The sequence below is a fragment of the Candidatus Poriferisodalis sp. genome, from assembly GCF_965208925.1.
In the GTDB taxonomy this organism is placed as follows: Bacteria; Actinomycetota; Acidimicrobiia; order Acidimicrobiales; family Poriferisodalaceae; genus Poriferisodalis.
In genome coordinates this window covers 1,934,191-1,949,959 of the sequence record NZ_OZ242364.1, presented here as the reverse complement: position 1 = coordinate 1,949,959, position 15,769 = coordinate 1,934,191, and the positions used below count along the sequence as shown (strand labels likewise).

The window sequence follows — 15,769 nt, the reverse complement described above, 5'->3', positions numbered from 1 at the left end:
CGCTAACGGTGGAGGTGCGTGAACTTGTCTTCGAAGCTCGTAGCCGCAGAGGTGTTTCCGCCCGGCGAACACCTCGCAGACGAACTTGCTGCGCGTGGTTGGACCATTCCGCAACTTGCGAAGCTGATGGGCCAGCCTGCGCACATCGTCTCGGACATCCTCGATGCTCAGATTGAGATCACTCATGACTTGGCCGAGTCCGTCTCCGCAGCGCTCGGCACATCGACAGAGTTGTGGCTCAATCTCGAAGCGGCTTACAGATCACACACGAGCACCCATGGCGCGTAGTGCGGTGCCGATGTCGGCGACGGTGAGGTCGGTCGAGGCGACGGTCATGACGAGGTTGTAGACCGCGTCGTTCGCGGCGGTACTGACGCTGGCGTCGTTGAGCTCCAGGAACACGGCGGTCGCGAGCCAGCCGAGTAGCTTGTTGCCGTCGACGAGCGGATGGTTGTTCACGACTGAGTGCAGCAGCGCGGCGGCCTTCGTCCAGATGTCGTGGTACGCGTCCTCGCCGAACGCTGACGCTTGGGGCCGAGCCGCTGCCGCCCCAAGCAGCCCCGTGTCCCGGATCGGCGGAGGATCGCCGAGCAGCGAGCTGGCCAGCTCGACCAGATCCTCAGCCGAGAGGCATTCGACGCTCTCGTTCACTCGCCGAGTCGCCGGAGCGCTTCGGCGTGACGATCCGTGATGAGATCGGCTGCCGCCGCCACTCGGTCGCGATGAGTCGCCTTGGCCACGTACTCGCGCACGGCGCGCCGAGCTGCCTCTTGCATCGAAGTGCCGTCGAGCGCGGCTCGCTGACGCAGCGCCTCTTGCTCGTCGTCAGTCAACCGCAGCGTCATCGCCATTTCCCGTATGGTATCAATCAGATACCGGGACATCACCTGAAGTCGACGAGTCGCACTCTGCCCTCACTTATCCTGCCGAGCCCGACCTCAGGACTCTGGGTCTTGAATGAGACGCCGGCTCTCTACGAGAGATCGTGCGGCGCCAGCCCATCGCACTTGCAGTACATCAAATGCGCGGCCTAGCCGGCCTCTGCACTGCCGTTCCAACGCACTGTGACATACGGTGGGCTTCGACTGGAAGCTGGCACAATGCCGGGCATGATCAGTCTTGTGGGCAGCCCTTACAGCTTAGAAACCCGGGGCGCGTGGGTTCTCGATGAGGCATCAAGACTGCACGACCGCGTGGGACTCCTACGGTCGCAAGGGCAGCTGACAGAGCAGACGTTGAGGGCCTACTTCGGCGACAAGCGATTCGAGCAGATCGCGGAATCGAACGCCATCGAAGGCAGCACGCTCACCGTGGGTGAGACGAAGATGGCGGTGGAGCGAGGAATCACCATCACTGGTCATGACCCGGCCTACACCACCGATGCCGTCAATCTCTCACGGGCGTTGGATCGCCTTGAGGAACTCGCGCAAGACTCTTCGCCAACCGATCTGGTACAGGTCAAGGAACTTCACGCACTGGTGCTGGGCGAGAATCGCGGAGCCGGCCTCTTTCGCACGACGCCGGTGATAATCACAGGCTCACCACACGAACCACCTGAGTCATGGGAAGGCGTGATGTCGGGAATGGAGGACTGGGAGCGTTGGTCTGCGGCCAACGCTGGCTCCTCAGCGCTCTTGCGGGCCATCGTTCTGCACACATGGCTCACTCACATTCATCCGTTCACGGATGGCAACGGGCGCACGGCGCGAGCAGTGATGAACCTCGAACTCGTCCGAGGCGGCTTTCCCAGCGTCATCATCCGCCGCAAGAAGGACCGCCAGCGCTACTACGACGCCTTGGCTGAATCCGACACCGGAGGCAGTCTCGAACTCATTGCCGAGCTGATTCTGAGCAGAGCTACCGACGCTCTACGCGATCTCGAACGAGCAGCGACTACTCATCAGGGTTACGACGCAGCGCAAGCCCAACTGCGCAAGGCACAGGAACGCCAAGTCGCTATCTGGAACGACGCGGTCAGGCTCTTGTTCTCATTGGTTGACGACGCGCTTGAAGCCGCCGTCGGCAATGTTGGCAATGTCGCGACCCGGTGGTACGAAGCAGAACTCTCAGCAGATGACTATGCGGCCCTCTCCCAAGCAAACTCAGAGGGCAACTCGTGGCTCTTCCGCATCGACGCCTCGGTGCCCGGCTTGCAAAGCCAGCGCTTCCTGGCATGGACCGGATTTCGCAGCTACGCGATCCAGAATGCTCGCGGCATCAATGTCGGCCCATCCATCTTCTGGTCAGTGCCTGATCCAACAGGCAATCGAACATGGTTCCAAGACGACCGACGATCACCAGGCGTTGCCGAACTTACGTTGCGATTGCCAGATGTGGACAGCTGGATTGCTCGTTTGCCGAACGGCGACGTCTTAGCGCTGAAGCCAAGTGAAGTCGCCCAACGAATCACCCAATCCATCGTCGACACGATTGCGGCTACGTAGGACTGGCACCAAGGGGCAGGACCGACCGCTCCTACTTGCTGCCGCCAGATTCGGCCAGTACTGCGATATACCGGAACCTCAGTGAACGCACTTGCGGCCCTGCCGGGTTCATGACCAATCGATTCCTTGCCGGAGTGGCCTTTGCCGCCTTGGTGATCTCTGTGCTGTCGCTGTTCGTGGCGTTGAGCACCACCGACGTGCAGCCAGCACGGACGACAACAGACGTCGCGGCTGCGACGACCACGGCCAGCGCCGACAGCGAAGCGGCGGTGTCGCCGCCGCCGACAACGGCCGCCGGCGCGGCGACGGATCCTGAGACACCCTCGCCAACGGTCATCACCGCTACCACCGTGGCTCCGGCCACGCCGGCCGCCACGACCACACCTGAGGCCGCACTGCCGGGCACGCCAGCAACGTTCGGACCGGCGGCTGGCACACAACTCGGCGTCATCGGCGTCGCTCACGACGACTGGCTCAACGTGCGCGACGTGCCCAGCGGCGAGATCGTCGCAACGCTGACGCTGCAGCTGTCGCCGCAATCACCCGCCGAGAGCGCGCTGCTGGTCCGCGACGCCGATGCCGAAGCGGCGTTCGCGAGGATCGGCGTTGCGGGAGTGACCGCGACCGGCCGCACCCGCGATCTCGCCACGAGCACGTGGCACGAGATCCAAGCCGGCCCCATCGTCGGCTGGGCCAGTTCGAACTACCTGGCGCCGCTGTCACCGGAGACCGTCCTCGACATCACCGCGCTGGTCACTGCCGACATCGACGGCGACACGAGTGCCGACACATTCGCTCAGCTCGTCGACCGGGTCGTAGCGACCATCGCCTCAGCTGAGCCTCGGTCGCGCATCAGGACCACTTCGGCGCCCGACCCGTCCGGAGATCTCCTGGAGATCGTTGTCGATGTCGTCGGGCAGCCGGATGACTCGGTGCGTGGCTACCGGTTGCTGATCGTTGCCCAGATGGCAGCAGACACCAGAGCCTTGGAGGATGCCGACAGCGGCGACTTCACCACCGCCTTGGGGCCGTACACGCTGCGCACCGTCCTGGCAACGCCGCTGTGCTACAGCCATCGCGGTATCAGCACGGACGGCGCCTGCAACTAGTCGTCGTCGGCAGGCGGCGCCAGCGTGTCGCCGATGAGGTGCTGCACAACTTCGGCGAGGGCCTCGTCGTGATCGGCGCCGCCATCGAGCGCCGCCTGATAGACGGCCAGCTGGCGGTTCGCGGAGGTGCCGTGCTCGCAGATCGCACGGAGATGGCGGATCTCATCCACGCAGCCGAGCGCCTCGGCATCAGGCATCACCAGCTCGATGAGCTCGTCGACCAAGTGCTCGTAAGGCACCAGCGTGCCCTTGCCGAAGTCGATCAGCGAGCCGCCGATGCCGTAGCGCTCCGCCCGCCACAGGTTCTCGCCGATCAGGAAGTTCGCGTAGCTGCGCCATCGCTGGTTCCCGTCACGCAGCCGCCACAGCATCCGCAGCAGGCAGACGTACGCAGCCGCGATGGCGATCGTGTCTTCCATGCGGGTCGGCAGGTCCGTGACCCGCATCTCCAGGGTCGGGTAGCGCTCCGAGGGCCGGATGTCCCACCAGACCTTCGATGAGTCCTCGATGATCCCAGCGTTCACCAGCACATCCACATGGCGACGGAACTCCGCCCAGGAGTCGAACTTCGGGGGCAGGCCCGTGCGCGGCAGCGTCTTGTACACCGCCGACCGGTAGCTGGCCAGCCCGGTGTCTCGGCCCTGCCAGAACGGCGAGGAGGTGGACGCCGCCAGCAGATGCGGCAAGAAGTACGTCACCTGGTTCATCAGATCGATCCGAAGCTCGGGATCCTCGATGCCCACATGAACATGCAGCCCCGAGATGACGAGCTGGCGCTGGATTTCCTGAAGATCTTCGGCCAGATCCCGGTAACGCTCCTTGTCGGTGATCTGGAGCTCCTCCGGTCTGGCGAACGGATGGGTGGACGCGGCGATCGGCGCAAGCCCATGTTCCGCGGCGGCCTCGGTGACCGCGAGCCGCAGCAGGCCGACATCGGCGCGCAGATGCTTCATGTCGCGGCAGATGCCGGTGCCGATCTCGATCTGCGCGCTGAAGAGCTCAGGGCTCACGAGCCCGTGGCGCAGCTCGGCGACCCGCTCGATCAGCCCGGGCGGCTGGGCCTGGACCAATGCGCCGCTGTCACGGTCGACGAGGAGATACTCCTCCTCGATCCCAATCGTCCAGCTCGGTTCGTCGATCATGGACCGCGAGTGTGCCAAACCCGTGCCTTCTGCCGTCGAGCCGGCTGGGCCTCGCAACAAGCGGGAGCGCGGGCGACCGTCTGCCGGATCAGTTGCGCGCCGTGACGATCCACGCAGCTGCAGGGAACACGACGCCTGCTGGGGTCTCGAACGGCTCGAGTGCCGCGATCACGGCTTCCTTGGCTTGAGCGTGCACTGCGGGCGGGTGTCCCTGCAGCGCCCGCTGGGCGATGCCGAGATCCATGGCGAACTGGGCCGTATCGGCGAGCGTGTTGCCGGCGCCGTAGATCATCTCGGTCTCGAACGACGCAGAGTCGACGGCCGACCAGCCCGCGTCGCCGAGGATGCCGTGCACAAAGTCGGTGTCGGCAAACGCAAACGGATCCACCGTGGGACCGTCGCCCTCAGGCATCTCCACAATCTCCAGCACCGCCTTGTTGACCGTGATCAGCCACGGGTTCTGTCGTGGCGTCTGCCAGCAGGCAAAGGCGAGCTGCCCGCCCGATCGCGTCGCTGCCCGCAAGTTGGCGAACGCCGCTGCGGGATCGGCGAAGAACATCACGCCGAACCGGGAGAACACCACGTCGAATCCGTCAAACGCCCCATGACGAGCCGTCGCCTTCGCACCGAGCACCGTCATGTCGGCGGTCTGCGCGTCAGCCACGGCGAAGCTGATGGGTGCCGCCGCAGGATGCTCGGCGGCGTGGGTGGCAGCTCGCCGTCGCGCCACGTCGATGAGCAGGTCACTGATGTCAACCCCCAAGACTGATCCGCTCACCCGCTCGCTCCACTGCAGCGATGTCTGGCCACAACCGCAGCCCACGTCGAGCACGTTCGCACCGGACGGAAGTTCCTCGGCGACATCCATCGCCGCCAGGCCGATGTGAGCGAGCTGTGCGTCCAGTCGCTCCTGTTGCTGCACCCAGATGTCCGCGTTGCGCCAGAACTTGCGCTGGCCGGCGTTGGGATCGTCGCTCACGCTCATCGGTCGCCCTTCTCCGAAGCTGCCTTCTTCTAGCAGCCCACGCCCGCAGCTTGCTTCCGACGTGGCATGTGCCCCAGTGCCTGACGAGCCGACGAAAGCAGCGACTCAGAACAGCGTCGTATCGGGTCCCGCGAAGGCTCTCGAGTAGGTCGCCAGCGCCGTCTCGGCGTCGCGATGCGCGACGCTCGGCACCGGCTCGGCGTCGGGCAGCGCATCGGTGAACGACCAGCTCAGCCGGTGAATTGCGCACGGCCCGTGTGTGGCCAGCGCGGCACGGTGAACCGGCGCGGGATAGCCCTTGTTCGACTCGAACCCGTAGGGAGGGAAATCGGCCGCCAGCAGCGACATGATCCGGTCCCGCACCACCTTGGCCATGATGGAGGCGGCGGCAATCGACAGGCAGCGCCGGTCGCCCTCCACCAGCGCCCTGCTGGGACGCCAGTCCACGAAGTTGAAGTTGCCGTCGAGCAGCACCCGATCGGGCTCGGCCGGCAGCGCGTCCAGGGCCCGGCGAGTGGCAACACGCAGGGCATCGGTCATGCCCAGCTCGTCGCACTCGGCAGCGGTGGCGTGCCCCACCGACCAGGCGCGGGCCCACCCGTCGATGCGCTCGAAAAGCTGCTCACGCACCTCGGGGCGGAGCTCCTTCGAATCGCGAATGCCGTTGACGCGGCCCTGCGGCGAAACGACTACGGCGCCCACCGTCAGCGGTCCGGCCCAAGCGCCGCGGCCTACCTCGTCCACGCCGACGACCGTCGCCTCACCCGACTCCCAGCACCGCCGCTCGAACGTGAGGCTCGGCCGCACCGTCATGGAGGTGAACCTAGTTGCCGACCTCGCGCCGTTCGGCAAGGCGGCCACACGGCTGAACCGCTATGCAGGGGGCGCCAGCAGGGTCTCGCCCTGCCAGCCGGTGGCGGCGAACGCCGGGTCGAGTCCCGGTGCCGTCACCGTGGGAGCGCTGCCGTCCAGGTGGTGCGGCACGACGTCCCACAGCAGCGCCGGCCGCTCGCCGTGCCAGCGCACCGCCCACGACACCCTGCCGATGCGCGTCGGCACGTCGTGGATCTCGACTGGCTGGCCCAGCCATGCCGCCGGCCAGTGGGCAGCAAGCCGCAGCGTCGGCGTCTGCGCTGCGTACAGCGTGCCGTCGTCAGGCACGTCGACCATCAAGCGCAAGAGCGTCCTGACAAACAGCCCGCCCACCATGAGATCATGCCCTGTGCCGTTGGTGCCGGTGTGCAACCGCGGATGCACATAGGTCGGCCAGCTGAACGTAGACGATGCCACCGACACCAGCGCCTCGAGCCGCTCGAAGGAACGCTCCGGTGCCGGACGCGCCTCGGCAAATGCCAGCAGCGCGGTGGCAACCAGATCATGGCCACACGATGCCGCTGTGTCCTCCGCGAAGTCGATTGGAGTGCCTTCGGCCGGTTCGGGCGTCACGAACGGCAACGGCGGAGCCCACGGGACGGCTCCATGGATCCACAGTCCGGTGTCGTGTGATATCCACTCCCAGCGCCGACTGGGCGGCGCTGGCGTTGCGTCCCAGGACGCCTTCCACGGCAGCTCTCCCGAGTCGTCCCGGTAGAACGATGGCGACGTCGGAGCGTGCGCAGGGTCGACGCGCTGTGCCTCGGGCAGCGATGCCGCCTCACGCCGCAAAGCAACCGCTGCTCGCTCCGCCCCGTGCCGCAGCAGGAGCCGGTAGCCGGCTCGCAAGCCTTCGCGAATCGTCCACGGCCCCTCTCGCCTGTCCGCGTCGCGCGTCAGCAGCCATCGCGCGCCTGATGCTGTGAACTCCCCGACGGCCTCGGCGAATGCGGGGTCGGGGTGAAGCGACAGCAGATGCTCGGCGAGCACGAGCGATGTGCCTGTGACCGAAACGCCCATGCTGGAGGTCTCGCCGGAAGGAAACTGCGCTTGGGCTTGGCGCAGCAGGAGATCGCGAACCTGCTCAGGCGCTCCCGACTCGATCAGCGCCAGCAACTGAACCAAGTCGTCGCCAGCGAACTGAAAGTCGGTGGCCAGCGCCGAGGCGAGCATGGGACCGACGACACCCGGTCCGTCATCGAATGGCGCCGTGGCGAGCAGCTGGGAGGCACGTGCCGACATCACGGCATCGGCCAGACGGCCACTGGGCAGTTCGATCCGGCAGCCTGCATCGACGCGCTGCCGCCAGCCATTTGCCACCCGCTCCAGGCCAGGCACCGCTTCCAGCACGGCGGCACCGAGCGCGGGGCTGCCGTCATCGTCCCATTCGAATGCCGAGCCGCGCCCGACAACTGCAGCACGCAGCGTCGCGCCGGCGACGAGCGGGAAGACCGCTGCCGCGTTTGCCAGGCGCTGGGGGCACGTCACCGAGACCGGAACGCGCTTGAGTTTCGGTGTCGATGCCGGATTGCTGAGAGACCCACTGCTTCCGATGCTGACGGGCACCGAACTGGCCTGTTCTGTGGCGGCATGACCGGCTGAGGACACGAGCCCTGCGGCGCAGTCGATCCCGTTACTGCCGACGACCACGTCGCCTGGCACGCGATCAAAGACCACCGCCGTGCGGTTCGCCGCATGGAGGTGAACATCGCCAAGCGTCATCACGCGACCGTCGACGAGAATCTCGTCGATTCCCCACGCGTTCGACCACTCCCATGTCTCGTCGTTCTCGTGCTCGAAGGCACCCAAGTGGCATGGCCGCGCCGCGAGTGCCACTGCCACGGGCGCAGGCGTTCGATTGGCGATTTCAATCACCAATACCTCAGGAACGGCGCTTGCGCCGTCGCCCAGCACCCGCTTGTCCTGCCTCGGGACGTGCCGCTCGGCGTCGCCGAGCTGGACGGCAGCGCCCCGGGCCGCCGCAACGCGATGGGAGACATCGCCACCGCCGATACGCAGGATCGTCTCGACCACCGGCATTCCATCCACCAAGCGCTGCCTTACGGAGGACGCTCGCGATGGGAAGGCCCACTCCTCGCCGGAGCGCACCCACCAATCCAGCGACCATCCCCCGCACACCACCAGTCCCCGCGGATCCACCTCGGCCCGCTCCAGCGTCTCGGGCAGCCCGACAGTCGTCCATGAACGGCCGAGCGTGTTCGCGAGCACGCCCGCTTCGACGTGGTCATCGCTGTTCCAGTAGCGGACCCGACTCGCCGCCGGAGCGTATGCGGCCGAATCGGGGTCGAGCTGACGCTCTGCCCACCACGGTCGGATCCAGCCGGACGGCGGCTCCGCTGGACGCGGGGGGCGGGGGCGGTCAGCCCGTTTGCCGATTCGCACCGTCCTGTCCTAGCAAACCGCCGACTGTCAGCCTCGGCAGATGCGGCCGAGAGGCTGGGCCATACACTCGCCGCGGGTGACTGCAACCGGCGTCACGCCGACCGTGCTCATTCCCGTCAAGGGCTTCCGGCTTGCCAAGGGCCGCTTGGCTGACCGCCTGAGCGAGTCCGAGCGGCATGAACTGGCCCGCAACATGGCAAGGCAGGTCGTGAAGGCCGCCGGCTCGTTGCCGACCAAGATCGTGTGCGACAACGACGAGGTGGCCGATTGGGCGCACGCGGCGGGCGCTGAGGTGCTGTGGATCGACGCCGACGGTCTGAATCCGGCGATCACCGCTGCCGTGACCGCACTCGAGACTGCCGGCACCAGTGGCGACGGTCTTGGCCATGTCGTGATCGCACACGCCGACTTGCCGCATGCTGAGACGCTGGACGGGCTGGCTGAGGCAGGCACGGTGACCATCGTCCCGGATCGGCATCTGGACGGCACCAATGTCATGGCGTTGCCGCTGGGCGCCGGTTTCGAGTTCCACTACGGGCCCGGCTCGTTCGAGGCTCACTGCGCCGAGGCGCTGCGGTGCGGGCTCGACCTGCGCGTGCGACGAGTCGCCGCTCTCGAATTCGACATCGACACGCCCGATGACCTTGACGCCGCCGAGCTCGGCGGGCGTGCCCCCGACAATGCCCGCTGAGGCCCCGAGCCCGCAAGCCGGCTTCTCAACGGATCTGCCAGTGCCGGCTTCAGCGCTGGTCATCGCCGCCCATCCTGACGATGCCGAGTTCGACTGCGGCGCCACGCTGGCCAAGTGGGCAGCCGGCGGCACGGTCGTGCACCACTTCGTCTGCACCGACGGCTCCAAGGGCACCTGGGACCCTGACTGCGACCAGGCGGCGCTGGTACGGCTTCGCCAGGACGAGCAGCGAGCCGCAGCGGCCGCGCTCGGTGCGACCGGCGAGGTCCGGTTCGGCGGCCACGTCGACGGGGAGCTCGACAGCGACCTCGCAACCCGTGCACAGGTCGCCCGGGCCATCCGTGAGCTCCGGCCGGCTGTCGTGCTGGGCCATGACCCGTGGAAGCGCTACCGGCTGCATCCCGATCATCGCCACGCCGGACTGCTGGCCGTTGAGGGCGTGGTGGCAGCGCGGGACCCATTCTTCTTCCCTGAGCAGGGCCTGCCCCCGCACCGGCCCGACGAACTGCTGCTGTTCGAAGCTGACGAGCCCGATCATGCGGAGAACGTCGAGGGCTGGACCGCCACGAAGACCGCTGCGCTGCTGTGCCATCGCAGCCAATTCGTGACCACCCACGACATTGCCGATCCGGAGGACCCCGCCCAGGTGCAGCGTTTCGCCGATTGGGTGGACGCCGTGGCCGTGGCCAGCGGCCAGCAGGCGGGGATCGCCTACGCCGAGCTCTTCAAGCGCATCGACAGCGTTTGAGCGCCTAGTCGATCTCGCTGTCGTCCCAGAAGCCGACCAGCGGAGCCGCGGCGCCCTCGGCGTAGCTCGCCAGCCGGGCAGCAGCCTGGTCGTCGAACAGCTCGATCACATCGAAGACTGCTGCCGGCCCCAGCGTGCGCAGGGCACGGTCGCCCTCGGCACCCGGTCGCGGCAGATGGGGTGTCAGCAGCAGCAGTCGCGCATCGGGCTCGGCCGCGGCCAGTACCGAGGCGCGACCCAGTGCCTTCCACAACGTCTCGGCGCGCAGCAGGCCAGGCCGAACGGTGGTGAATGCTCCCGCCACATCGATCCACCACTCGCCGTTCGCCCGGTCGGCCACCAGAAAGCTGAACTTCACCCCCGAACCGCGCACCGTTGCGGGGCTGCGCAGTACTTCGAAACCGCAGTGCTCCAGCAGATCGCCGGCAATGTCGTGCGCCTTGCGACCAGCCTCGGTGGCCTGGCGGACGAACGCATCGGCGGTCATCTCGTCGGCTATCGGCGCTGGCGTTCTCGGCCGGATCGCACTCGGCTCGAACAGCGGCGGCTGCTCGGCGCGGCGGGGTGTCTCGGGCGGTGCGGAAGCGGCGGTCTCGACACGCGAGCGGGCAAGTTCCACGTAGTCGGGATCGAGGTCGTAGCCCACCGGTCGTCGCCCGCACAGCACGCTCGCCACCAGCGTCGTGCCCGAGCCCATGAACGGGTCCAGCACGAGATCGTTCTCGTAGGTGTACAGGTCGATCAGGCGGCGGGGCAGTTCCAGGGGGAAGGGCGCTGGATGCCGCACCCGCTGCGCGCTCTCGGGACCCATGTCCCACACGTCGAGCGTGGCTTCCATGAACTCATCGGTGGACAGGCTGCTGCGGTACGGCAGGCCCTCGCTCTCGCGCTGCGCTGCCGAACGAGCCCGGTCGAAGCGGCCCTTGCTGGCGATCACGATGCGCTCGGTGGTGTCGCGCAGCGTCGGGTTCGACGGGCTGCGGAATGAGCCCCATGCGCACGATCCGCTCGAGCCCTTGCTCTTCTGCCAGACGATCTCGCCCCGCAGCAACAGGCCGAGCTCCTCGAAGATCTTTGCCACATCGCCCGACAGGCTGCGGTACGGCTTGCGGCCCAGATTGGCCACGTTGACGGCGATGCGGCCGCCCGGCTCCAGCACGCGCACACACTCGGCGAACACCTCGCGCAGCATGTCGAGGTAATCGAAGTAGCTCGTGGGAATGCGGCTGTCGGCGCCCGCTGCGACCGCGTCTTCGTAGGACTTGCCGACGAAGTACGGCGGTGAGGTGACCACCAGGGCCACGCACGCATCGGGCAGCTCGGCCATCTGCCGCGCATCTCCGCAGAAGCAGCCGTCGCCGAGACGTTCGGCCAGCTCAGGGTCGAAGTCGGGTCCCCGAGCCACCGTGTCGTCATCGGACAGGACCGGGGGCGTGAAGCGGGCGTAGAACGCCGAGGCGTCATGACCCTCGCGCCGGGAGGCGCCGAATCGAGACGTCGCCGTCCGGCGAGCAGACGGCGCAGCGGTGCGCGTTGCGCCCAACGGCTCCCGGGGAGTCATTTTCCACAAGGTACCGAACAAGCGCGCGCTCGCCAAGAAGGAACGTTGGAAATAGGGGTGGGTGGCGTCGAACGGGGACCCCGCAGCCCGCAGCTTGCGAGGACTGCGGGGTGTTCGGCGACAGGACCCGCCCCGGGCTCCAAGGCTGCTACGCGTCGTGCAGCACCATGCGGACGCGCTTGTTGCCCTTGCCCTTGGACTCGGTCTTGGTGATCTCGAACCGGCCCACCGCACCAGTCGAGGCCACGTGTGTGCCGCCGTCGGCCTGGCGGTCGAGCCCCACGATGTCCACCACCCGGATGTCGGTCACCCACTCGGGGATCAGATTGACCTTGGTGCGGATCAGCTCGGGATCGGCCAGCGCCACCCCGCGTTCCAGGAAGCTCACCTCGATGGGCCGATCCGCGGCGATCTCGGCGTTGACCAGCTCGGTGACCCGTGCCGCGAAGCCCTCGGGCAGCGGGCTGAACTCGAAGTCCATGCGGGCGGCCAGCGGCTCCATGTTCCCGCCGGTCACGAGCACTCCCCACTCGTTCCAGATGACCCCGCACAGGATGTGCAGCGCGGTGTGGGTGCGCATGAGCTGCAGCCGCCGGTCCCAGTCGATCGTGCCGGTCAACGCCGTTCCGGCAGGGGGCGGCTCGGCGTCCACCCAGTGCCAGACGAGGTCGCCCTCCTTGCGCACGTTGCCCACCTGCCAGGAGTTGCCATGGGCGTCTGCCAGCGTGCCGGTGTCGTGGGGTTGCCCGCCGCCGGTGGCGTAGAAGACGGTCCGGTCGAGCGCGACGGCATCGTCGCGCACATCGATCACGGTTGCCTCGACGCTCTGCAGGAACGCGTCGCGCAAGTAGATCTGATCGGTGGCCTGTTCGGCATTCGGCGCGGCAGTCATCGGCGCAGACGATACGTCGCCGGGCCTCGCATCGGTCAGTCAGCTCGCCGCGGTGCGTGACCGTTACGGTGACCCCGTGCGCATCGTGACCTGGAACCTGTGGTGGCGCTTCGGCGACAACTGGGAGGCTCGCCACGAGGCCATTGCCGCCACGCTCGCCGAGCTCGAAGCCGATCTCATCTGCTGCCAGGAGATCTGGGCCGAGCGCGACGGCCCCAATCAGGCCGACCTGCTCGGCGAGGCGCTCGACATGAACGTGGCGCATCACCCGCGCTACGGTCGGCGGGGATTGTCGTTCAGCAACGCCATTCTGAGCCGGGAGCCGATCATCGAGTCCAGCTCGCACTCGCTGGCTGTCGGCGACCCCTCGTCGCCTGAGGGTCAGCAGTCTGGGCATCGGACGGCGGTCGTGGCGCGGATTGCCCGCGGCGACGGCGAGATGACGGTCATCTGCACCCACCTCGAGCACCGCTTCCATCTCAGCGAGATCCGCCAAGCACAGGTGGCCACGCTGTGCGAGCTGGCGGCACCTCATCACGACCCCGAGGGTTTCCCGATCGTCATGGCTGGCGACTTCAACGCCGTCCCCGGCTCCGAGGAGATCCGGCTGCTGACCGGCGAGCGGCCGCCTCCGGTTCCCGAACTGGTCTGGAGCGATGCCTGGGCACAGGCGGGTGACGGCCCGGGCTTCACGTGGAGCGGCCAGAATCCCTACCTGTCCCAGGCCATGTGGCCGAACCGGCGCATCGACTACGTGTTCGTGTCGACGCCGCGCCCGGTTCCGCAGGGCAACATCGCGAGTGTCCGGCTGATCGGCACCGAAGCCATCAACAGCGTGGTGCCGTCGGATCACTACGGCCTCGTCACCGAGCTGGTCGACTGACCAGCTCCGGCACGGCTACGGGCTGTAGAGCTCCAGGATCTCTGCGGCCGCGGTGCGGCCGGCTCCGGCCAACTCGGGCGGCAGCGCGGCTGCGTTGACGACGTGGGTCGCGGCACCGAGGCGCAGGAGCATCTGACCGAGCACCATCGGGCTGCGGATGGCGTAGCTGACGATGCACCGGTCGCCGTCGTCGCGTACCTCCAGCGATGGGTATGCCTCTACTCGCCACAAGTCGTCGCAAGGAATCGACAGCACCACCTCGGTCGTCTCGTCGGACTCCGCCGGCGCAATTGCGGCTGCCTCCACCGTCTCGGGGTCCCGGCCGTGCAGTTCACCCGTGTCGCTGCACTCCTCGATGCGATCCACACGGAACGAGCGCAGGTCCTGCCGCAGGTGGCACCAGCCCCGCAGGTACCAGTGGCCGTCAACCAGTGTGACCCCCAGCGGATCCACCCTGCGTTCGCTCAGCGCATCCGTATTGGGCGTGTAGTAGTGGATGGAGACGGCGGTGCCGGTGGCCAGTGCGTGCCGCAGAGTCGCAAGCGAGCGCGGCAGCGGCAGATCCACTGACACCCGGACGCGTTCGCCATAGGCAGTGCTCAGCTTGTCGAGCGCGGTCGCCAGCGCACCCGATCGGTCAGCGCCGCGCAGCGCCAGCGCGGACTGGCCGGCCACGAGAATCCCGAACGCTTGGGGCACCGACAGGTTGAGCGGCCGATCCAGCATGGCGCCCGGCTCGACATGCACCCACGCCTCGCTGGCGTCTTCATCGTCGCCATCGTCGCCGAAAACGACGATGCCAAGATTCTCATAGGCGCTCGCCCCCACCACCTCGTAGCACATCGCTGCGAGCAGCAGGTCATAGACAGCGCCGGTGTGCATCTCGAATCGCTCAGCGATGTCGGCCACCGTGGCGCCGCCGCGCTCGACCACCCACGGGATGATGGCGAGCAGTCGCTCGATCTTGACTGAGGTGCTCGGCCCTCTCACCGGCCGGCTTCCCCTGCCCCGGCGCTCAGCGCTCCCAGCCATGACGTGATCTCGTCGACCAGCTCGGGCGGCGATTCCACGATGGCGTGGCGACCCATGTCCAGCAGCCACATGCGAAATGCGGCTCGGTTGCGTACTCGAGCCGTCACGGTCACCGAGCCGTCATCGTGCCGCTCGACGACTGTTCCGCGCTCGGCAGTGGACTGCTGCGCCATCGTGGCGTCGATCCGCACCTGGGCCTCGAAGTCGTCGCCGAAGTCGATTTCCATCGGCTCGGACGGCAGCAGGCTGGCCACATCCACATCCGCCCGCGCGAATGCCCCCCGCTCAGAGACCTCCACGTCGCCGTCCATGCGATCCACCCGGAACGTCTTCACCACGTCGTCCTCTCGCGCAGCGAGATACCAGTAACCCGCCCGGCACAGCAGGCCCAGCGGTTGGGTGTCTCGCTCGCGACCGCCATAGGAGAACCGGACGGCTGCCCGTTCGGCGGCGGCTGCAGCCAGCGCGGGCAGCCGTGCGCTCGTTGCGCTCTGGCTCGCCGCTGCGGTCTGAAGCGCCACCTCCGCCCCAGCGGGCTCCGTCTTGCGGATCGGTGCTGACGGGTCTCCGCTCGCGAGCTTGGCGACAGCCTCGAGATCCCACGTTTCGCCGATGTCCACCCGTGCCGCGGCGAAGCGCAGCGCGAGCTGCTCGTCGCGGCTGAGCTGCAGGTCGGGCAGGAAGTAGTCCCGGGGCCTGATCGTGTACGACGTGGCGCCGTCGTGCTCCATCGACTCGGTGATGCGCACGCCGAGATTGCGAATCAGCGCCTTGTCGCGTTCGAACGACGCCCGGGCGCTGTCCAGCGAGCGTCGGTCCGTCGTGCCTTCGGGGGCGTACAACCCGGTGTCGCGCCAGATCTCCTCGCGGGTCTTGGGCACGTCGCGGGCGAGCAGGAACATCATCAGTTCCATCACGCGCTCGGTTGCATCCGGCCGTGATCTCGCTGCCACGCTCGGGAGTGTAGGACTGCGGTATCGGGCGTCCGGTTGAGTAGTCGGCTGGG

General features: G+C 67.4%; 16 protein-coding genes. 6 read left to right on the top strand and 10 right to left on the bottom strand.

Features of this window, described 5'->3' with window-relative positions; genetic code table 11:
- Positions 1-18: 18 nt before the first annotated feature.
- Complete coding sequence (locus tag ACOGI5_RS08620) at positions 19-288, top strand: helix-turn-helix transcriptional regulator (protein ID WP_419864013.1); 270 nt, start codon at positions 19-21, stop codon at positions 286-288.
- Here the strand turns inward: ACOGI5_RS08620 and ACOGI5_RS08615 are convergent.
- The gene (locus ACOGI5_RS08615; RefSeq protein ID WP_419864012.1) at positions 262-651 is read right to left on the bottom strand and encodes a type II toxin-antitoxin system death-on-curing family toxin; all 390 of its coding nucleotides are present in this window, start codon (positions 649-651) and stop codon (positions 262-264) included. The two genes, ACOGI5_RS08620 and ACOGI5_RS08615, sit on opposite strands and share 27 nt — an antisense overlap.
- A complete protein-coding gene (locus ACOGI5_RS08610; RefSeq protein ID WP_419864011.1) occupies positions 648-851 on the bottom strand; it encodes a hypothetical protein in 204 nt (67 codons plus the stop codon). The genes ACOGI5_RS08615 and ACOGI5_RS08610 overlap by 4 nt, the downstream gene beginning before the upstream one ends.
- 384 nt (positions 852-1,235) lie before the next feature.
- On the opposite strand from ACOGI5_RS08610, the gene ACOGI5_RS08605 reads away from it, so the two are divergent.
- Together ACOGI5_RS08605 and ACOGI5_RS08600 are read left to right on the top strand one after the other, a co-directional pair.
- A complete protein-coding gene (locus tag ACOGI5_RS08605) occupies positions 1,236-2,444 on the top strand; it encodes a Fic family protein (protein WP_419864010.1) in 1,209 nt (402 codons plus the stop codon).
- A 110-nt stretch (positions 2,445-2,554) separates the two neighbouring features.
- Positions 2,555-3,553, top strand: a complete 999-nt coding sequence (locus tag ACOGI5_RS08600; RefSeq protein WP_419864009.1) for a hypothetical protein — start codon at positions 2,555-2,557, stop codon at positions 3,551-3,553.
- Here ACOGI5_RS08600 and ACOGI5_RS08595 read toward each other — a convergent pair.
- The 4 genes from ACOGI5_RS08595 to ACOGI5_RS08580 all read right to left on the bottom strand — a co-directional run bounded on the left by ACOGI5_RS08595 (position 3,550) and on the right by ACOGI5_RS08580 (position 8,956).
- A complete protein-coding gene (locus tag ACOGI5_RS08595) occupies positions 3,550-4,692 on the bottom strand; it encodes a carboxylate-amine ligase (protein ID WP_419865461.1) in 1,143 nt (380 codons plus the stop codon). The genes ACOGI5_RS08600 and ACOGI5_RS08595 overlap by 4 nt on opposite strands.
- Before the next feature lie 91 nt (positions 4,693-4,783).
- The gene (locus ACOGI5_RS08590) at positions 4,784-5,680 is read right to left on the bottom strand and encodes a class I SAM-dependent methyltransferase (RefSeq protein ID WP_419864008.1); all 897 of its coding nucleotides are present in this window, start codon (positions 5,678-5,680) and stop codon (positions 4,784-4,786) included.
- 105 nt (positions 5,681-5,785) lie between these two features.
- On the bottom strand, positions 5,786-6,493 hold the full coding sequence (locus ACOGI5_RS08585; protein WP_419864007.1) for a ribonuclease HII: 708 nt from the start codon (positions 6,491-6,493) through the stop codon (positions 5,786-5,788).
- A gap of 60 nt (positions 6,494-6,553) precedes the next feature.
- Positions 6,554-8,956, bottom strand: a complete 2,403-nt coding sequence (locus ACOGI5_RS08580; protein WP_419864006.1) for a hypothetical protein — start codon at positions 8,954-8,956, stop codon at positions 6,554-6,556.
- Between the two features lie 76 nt (positions 8,957-9,032).
- Between ACOGI5_RS08580 and cofC the strand changes: the two genes are divergently transcribed.
- Both cofC and ACOGI5_RS08570 read left to right on the top strand, forming a co-directional pair.
- Complete coding sequence (gene cofC, locus ACOGI5_RS08575; protein WP_419864005.1) at positions 9,033-9,647, top strand: 2-phospho-L-lactate guanylyltransferase; 615 nt, start codon at positions 9,033-9,035, stop codon at positions 9,645-9,647.
- Between the two features lie 40 nt (positions 9,648-9,687).
- The gene (locus tag ACOGI5_RS08570; RefSeq protein WP_419864004.1) at positions 9,688-10,395 is read left to right on the top strand and encodes a PIG-L deacetylase family protein; all 708 of its coding nucleotides are present in this window, start codon (positions 9,688-9,690) and stop codon (positions 10,393-10,395) included.
- A 4-nt stretch (positions 10,396-10,399) separates the two neighbouring features.
- Here ACOGI5_RS08570 and ACOGI5_RS08565 read toward each other — a convergent pair whose 3' ends face one another.
- Together ACOGI5_RS08565 and ACOGI5_RS08560 are read right to left on the bottom strand one after the other, a co-directional pair.
- Positions 10,400-11,956: a DNA-methyltransferase gene (locus ACOGI5_RS08565; protein ID WP_419864003.1), complete on the bottom strand. Its 1,557-nt coding sequence runs from the start codon at positions 11,954-11,956 to the stop codon at positions 10,400-10,402.
- A gap of 148 nt (positions 11,957-12,104) precedes the next feature.
- On the bottom strand, positions 12,105-12,848 hold the full coding sequence (locus tag ACOGI5_RS08560) for an alanyl-tRNA editing protein (RefSeq protein WP_419864002.1): 744 nt from the start codon (positions 12,846-12,848) through the stop codon (positions 12,105-12,107).
- 76 nt (positions 12,849-12,924) lie between these two features.
- On the opposite strand from ACOGI5_RS08560, the gene ACOGI5_RS08555 reads away from it, so the two are divergent.
- Positions 12,925-13,731: an endonuclease/exonuclease/phosphatase family protein gene (locus tag ACOGI5_RS08555; protein ID WP_419864001.1), complete on the top strand. Its 807-nt coding sequence runs from the start codon at positions 12,925-12,927 to the stop codon at positions 13,729-13,731.
- 15 nt (positions 13,732-13,746) lie between these two features.
- Here the strand turns inward: ACOGI5_RS08555 and ACOGI5_RS08550 are convergent, their stop codons facing one another.
- Together ACOGI5_RS08550 and ACOGI5_RS08545 are read right to left on the bottom strand one after the other, a co-directional pair.
- Complete coding sequence (locus ACOGI5_RS08550; protein WP_419864000.1) at positions 13,747-14,721, bottom strand: helix-turn-helix transcriptional regulator; 975 nt, start codon at positions 14,719-14,721, stop codon at positions 13,747-13,749.
- A complete protein-coding gene (locus tag ACOGI5_RS08545; protein ID WP_419863999.1) occupies positions 14,718-15,716 on the bottom strand; it encodes a helix-turn-helix transcriptional regulator in 999 nt (332 codons plus the stop codon). The genes ACOGI5_RS08550 and ACOGI5_RS08545 overlap by 4 nt, the downstream gene beginning before the upstream one ends.
- Between the last annotated feature and the right edge of the window lie 53 nt (positions 15,717-15,769).

Excerpts from the sequence above, each read along its gene's own strand:
- ACOGI5_RS08565 (WP_419864003.1), bottom strand. The coding sequence starts at position 11,956 with ATGACTCCCCGGGAGCCGTTGGGCGCAACGCGCACCGCTGCGCCGTCT.
- ACOGI5_RS08590 (WP_419864008.1), bottom strand. The coding sequence starts at position 5,680 with ATGAGCGTGAGCGACGATCCCAACGCCGGCCAGCGCAAGTTCTGGCGC.
- ACOGI5_RS08600 (WP_419864009.1), top strand. The coding sequence starts at position 2,555 with ATGACCAATCGATTCCTTGCCGGAGTGGCCTTTGCCGCCTTGGTGATC.
- ACOGI5_RS08610 (WP_419864011.1), bottom strand. The coding sequence starts at position 851 with ATGGCGATGACGCTGCGGTTGACTGACGACGAGCAAGAGGCGCTGCGT.
- ACOGI5_RS08585 (WP_419864007.1), bottom strand. The coding sequence starts at position 6,493 with ATGACGGTGCGGCCGAGCCTCACGTTCGAGCGGCGGTGCTGGGAGTCG.
- ACOGI5_RS08560 (WP_419864002.1), bottom strand. The coding sequence starts at position 12,848 with ATGACTGCCGCGCCGAATGCCGAACAGGCCACCGATCAGATCTACTTG.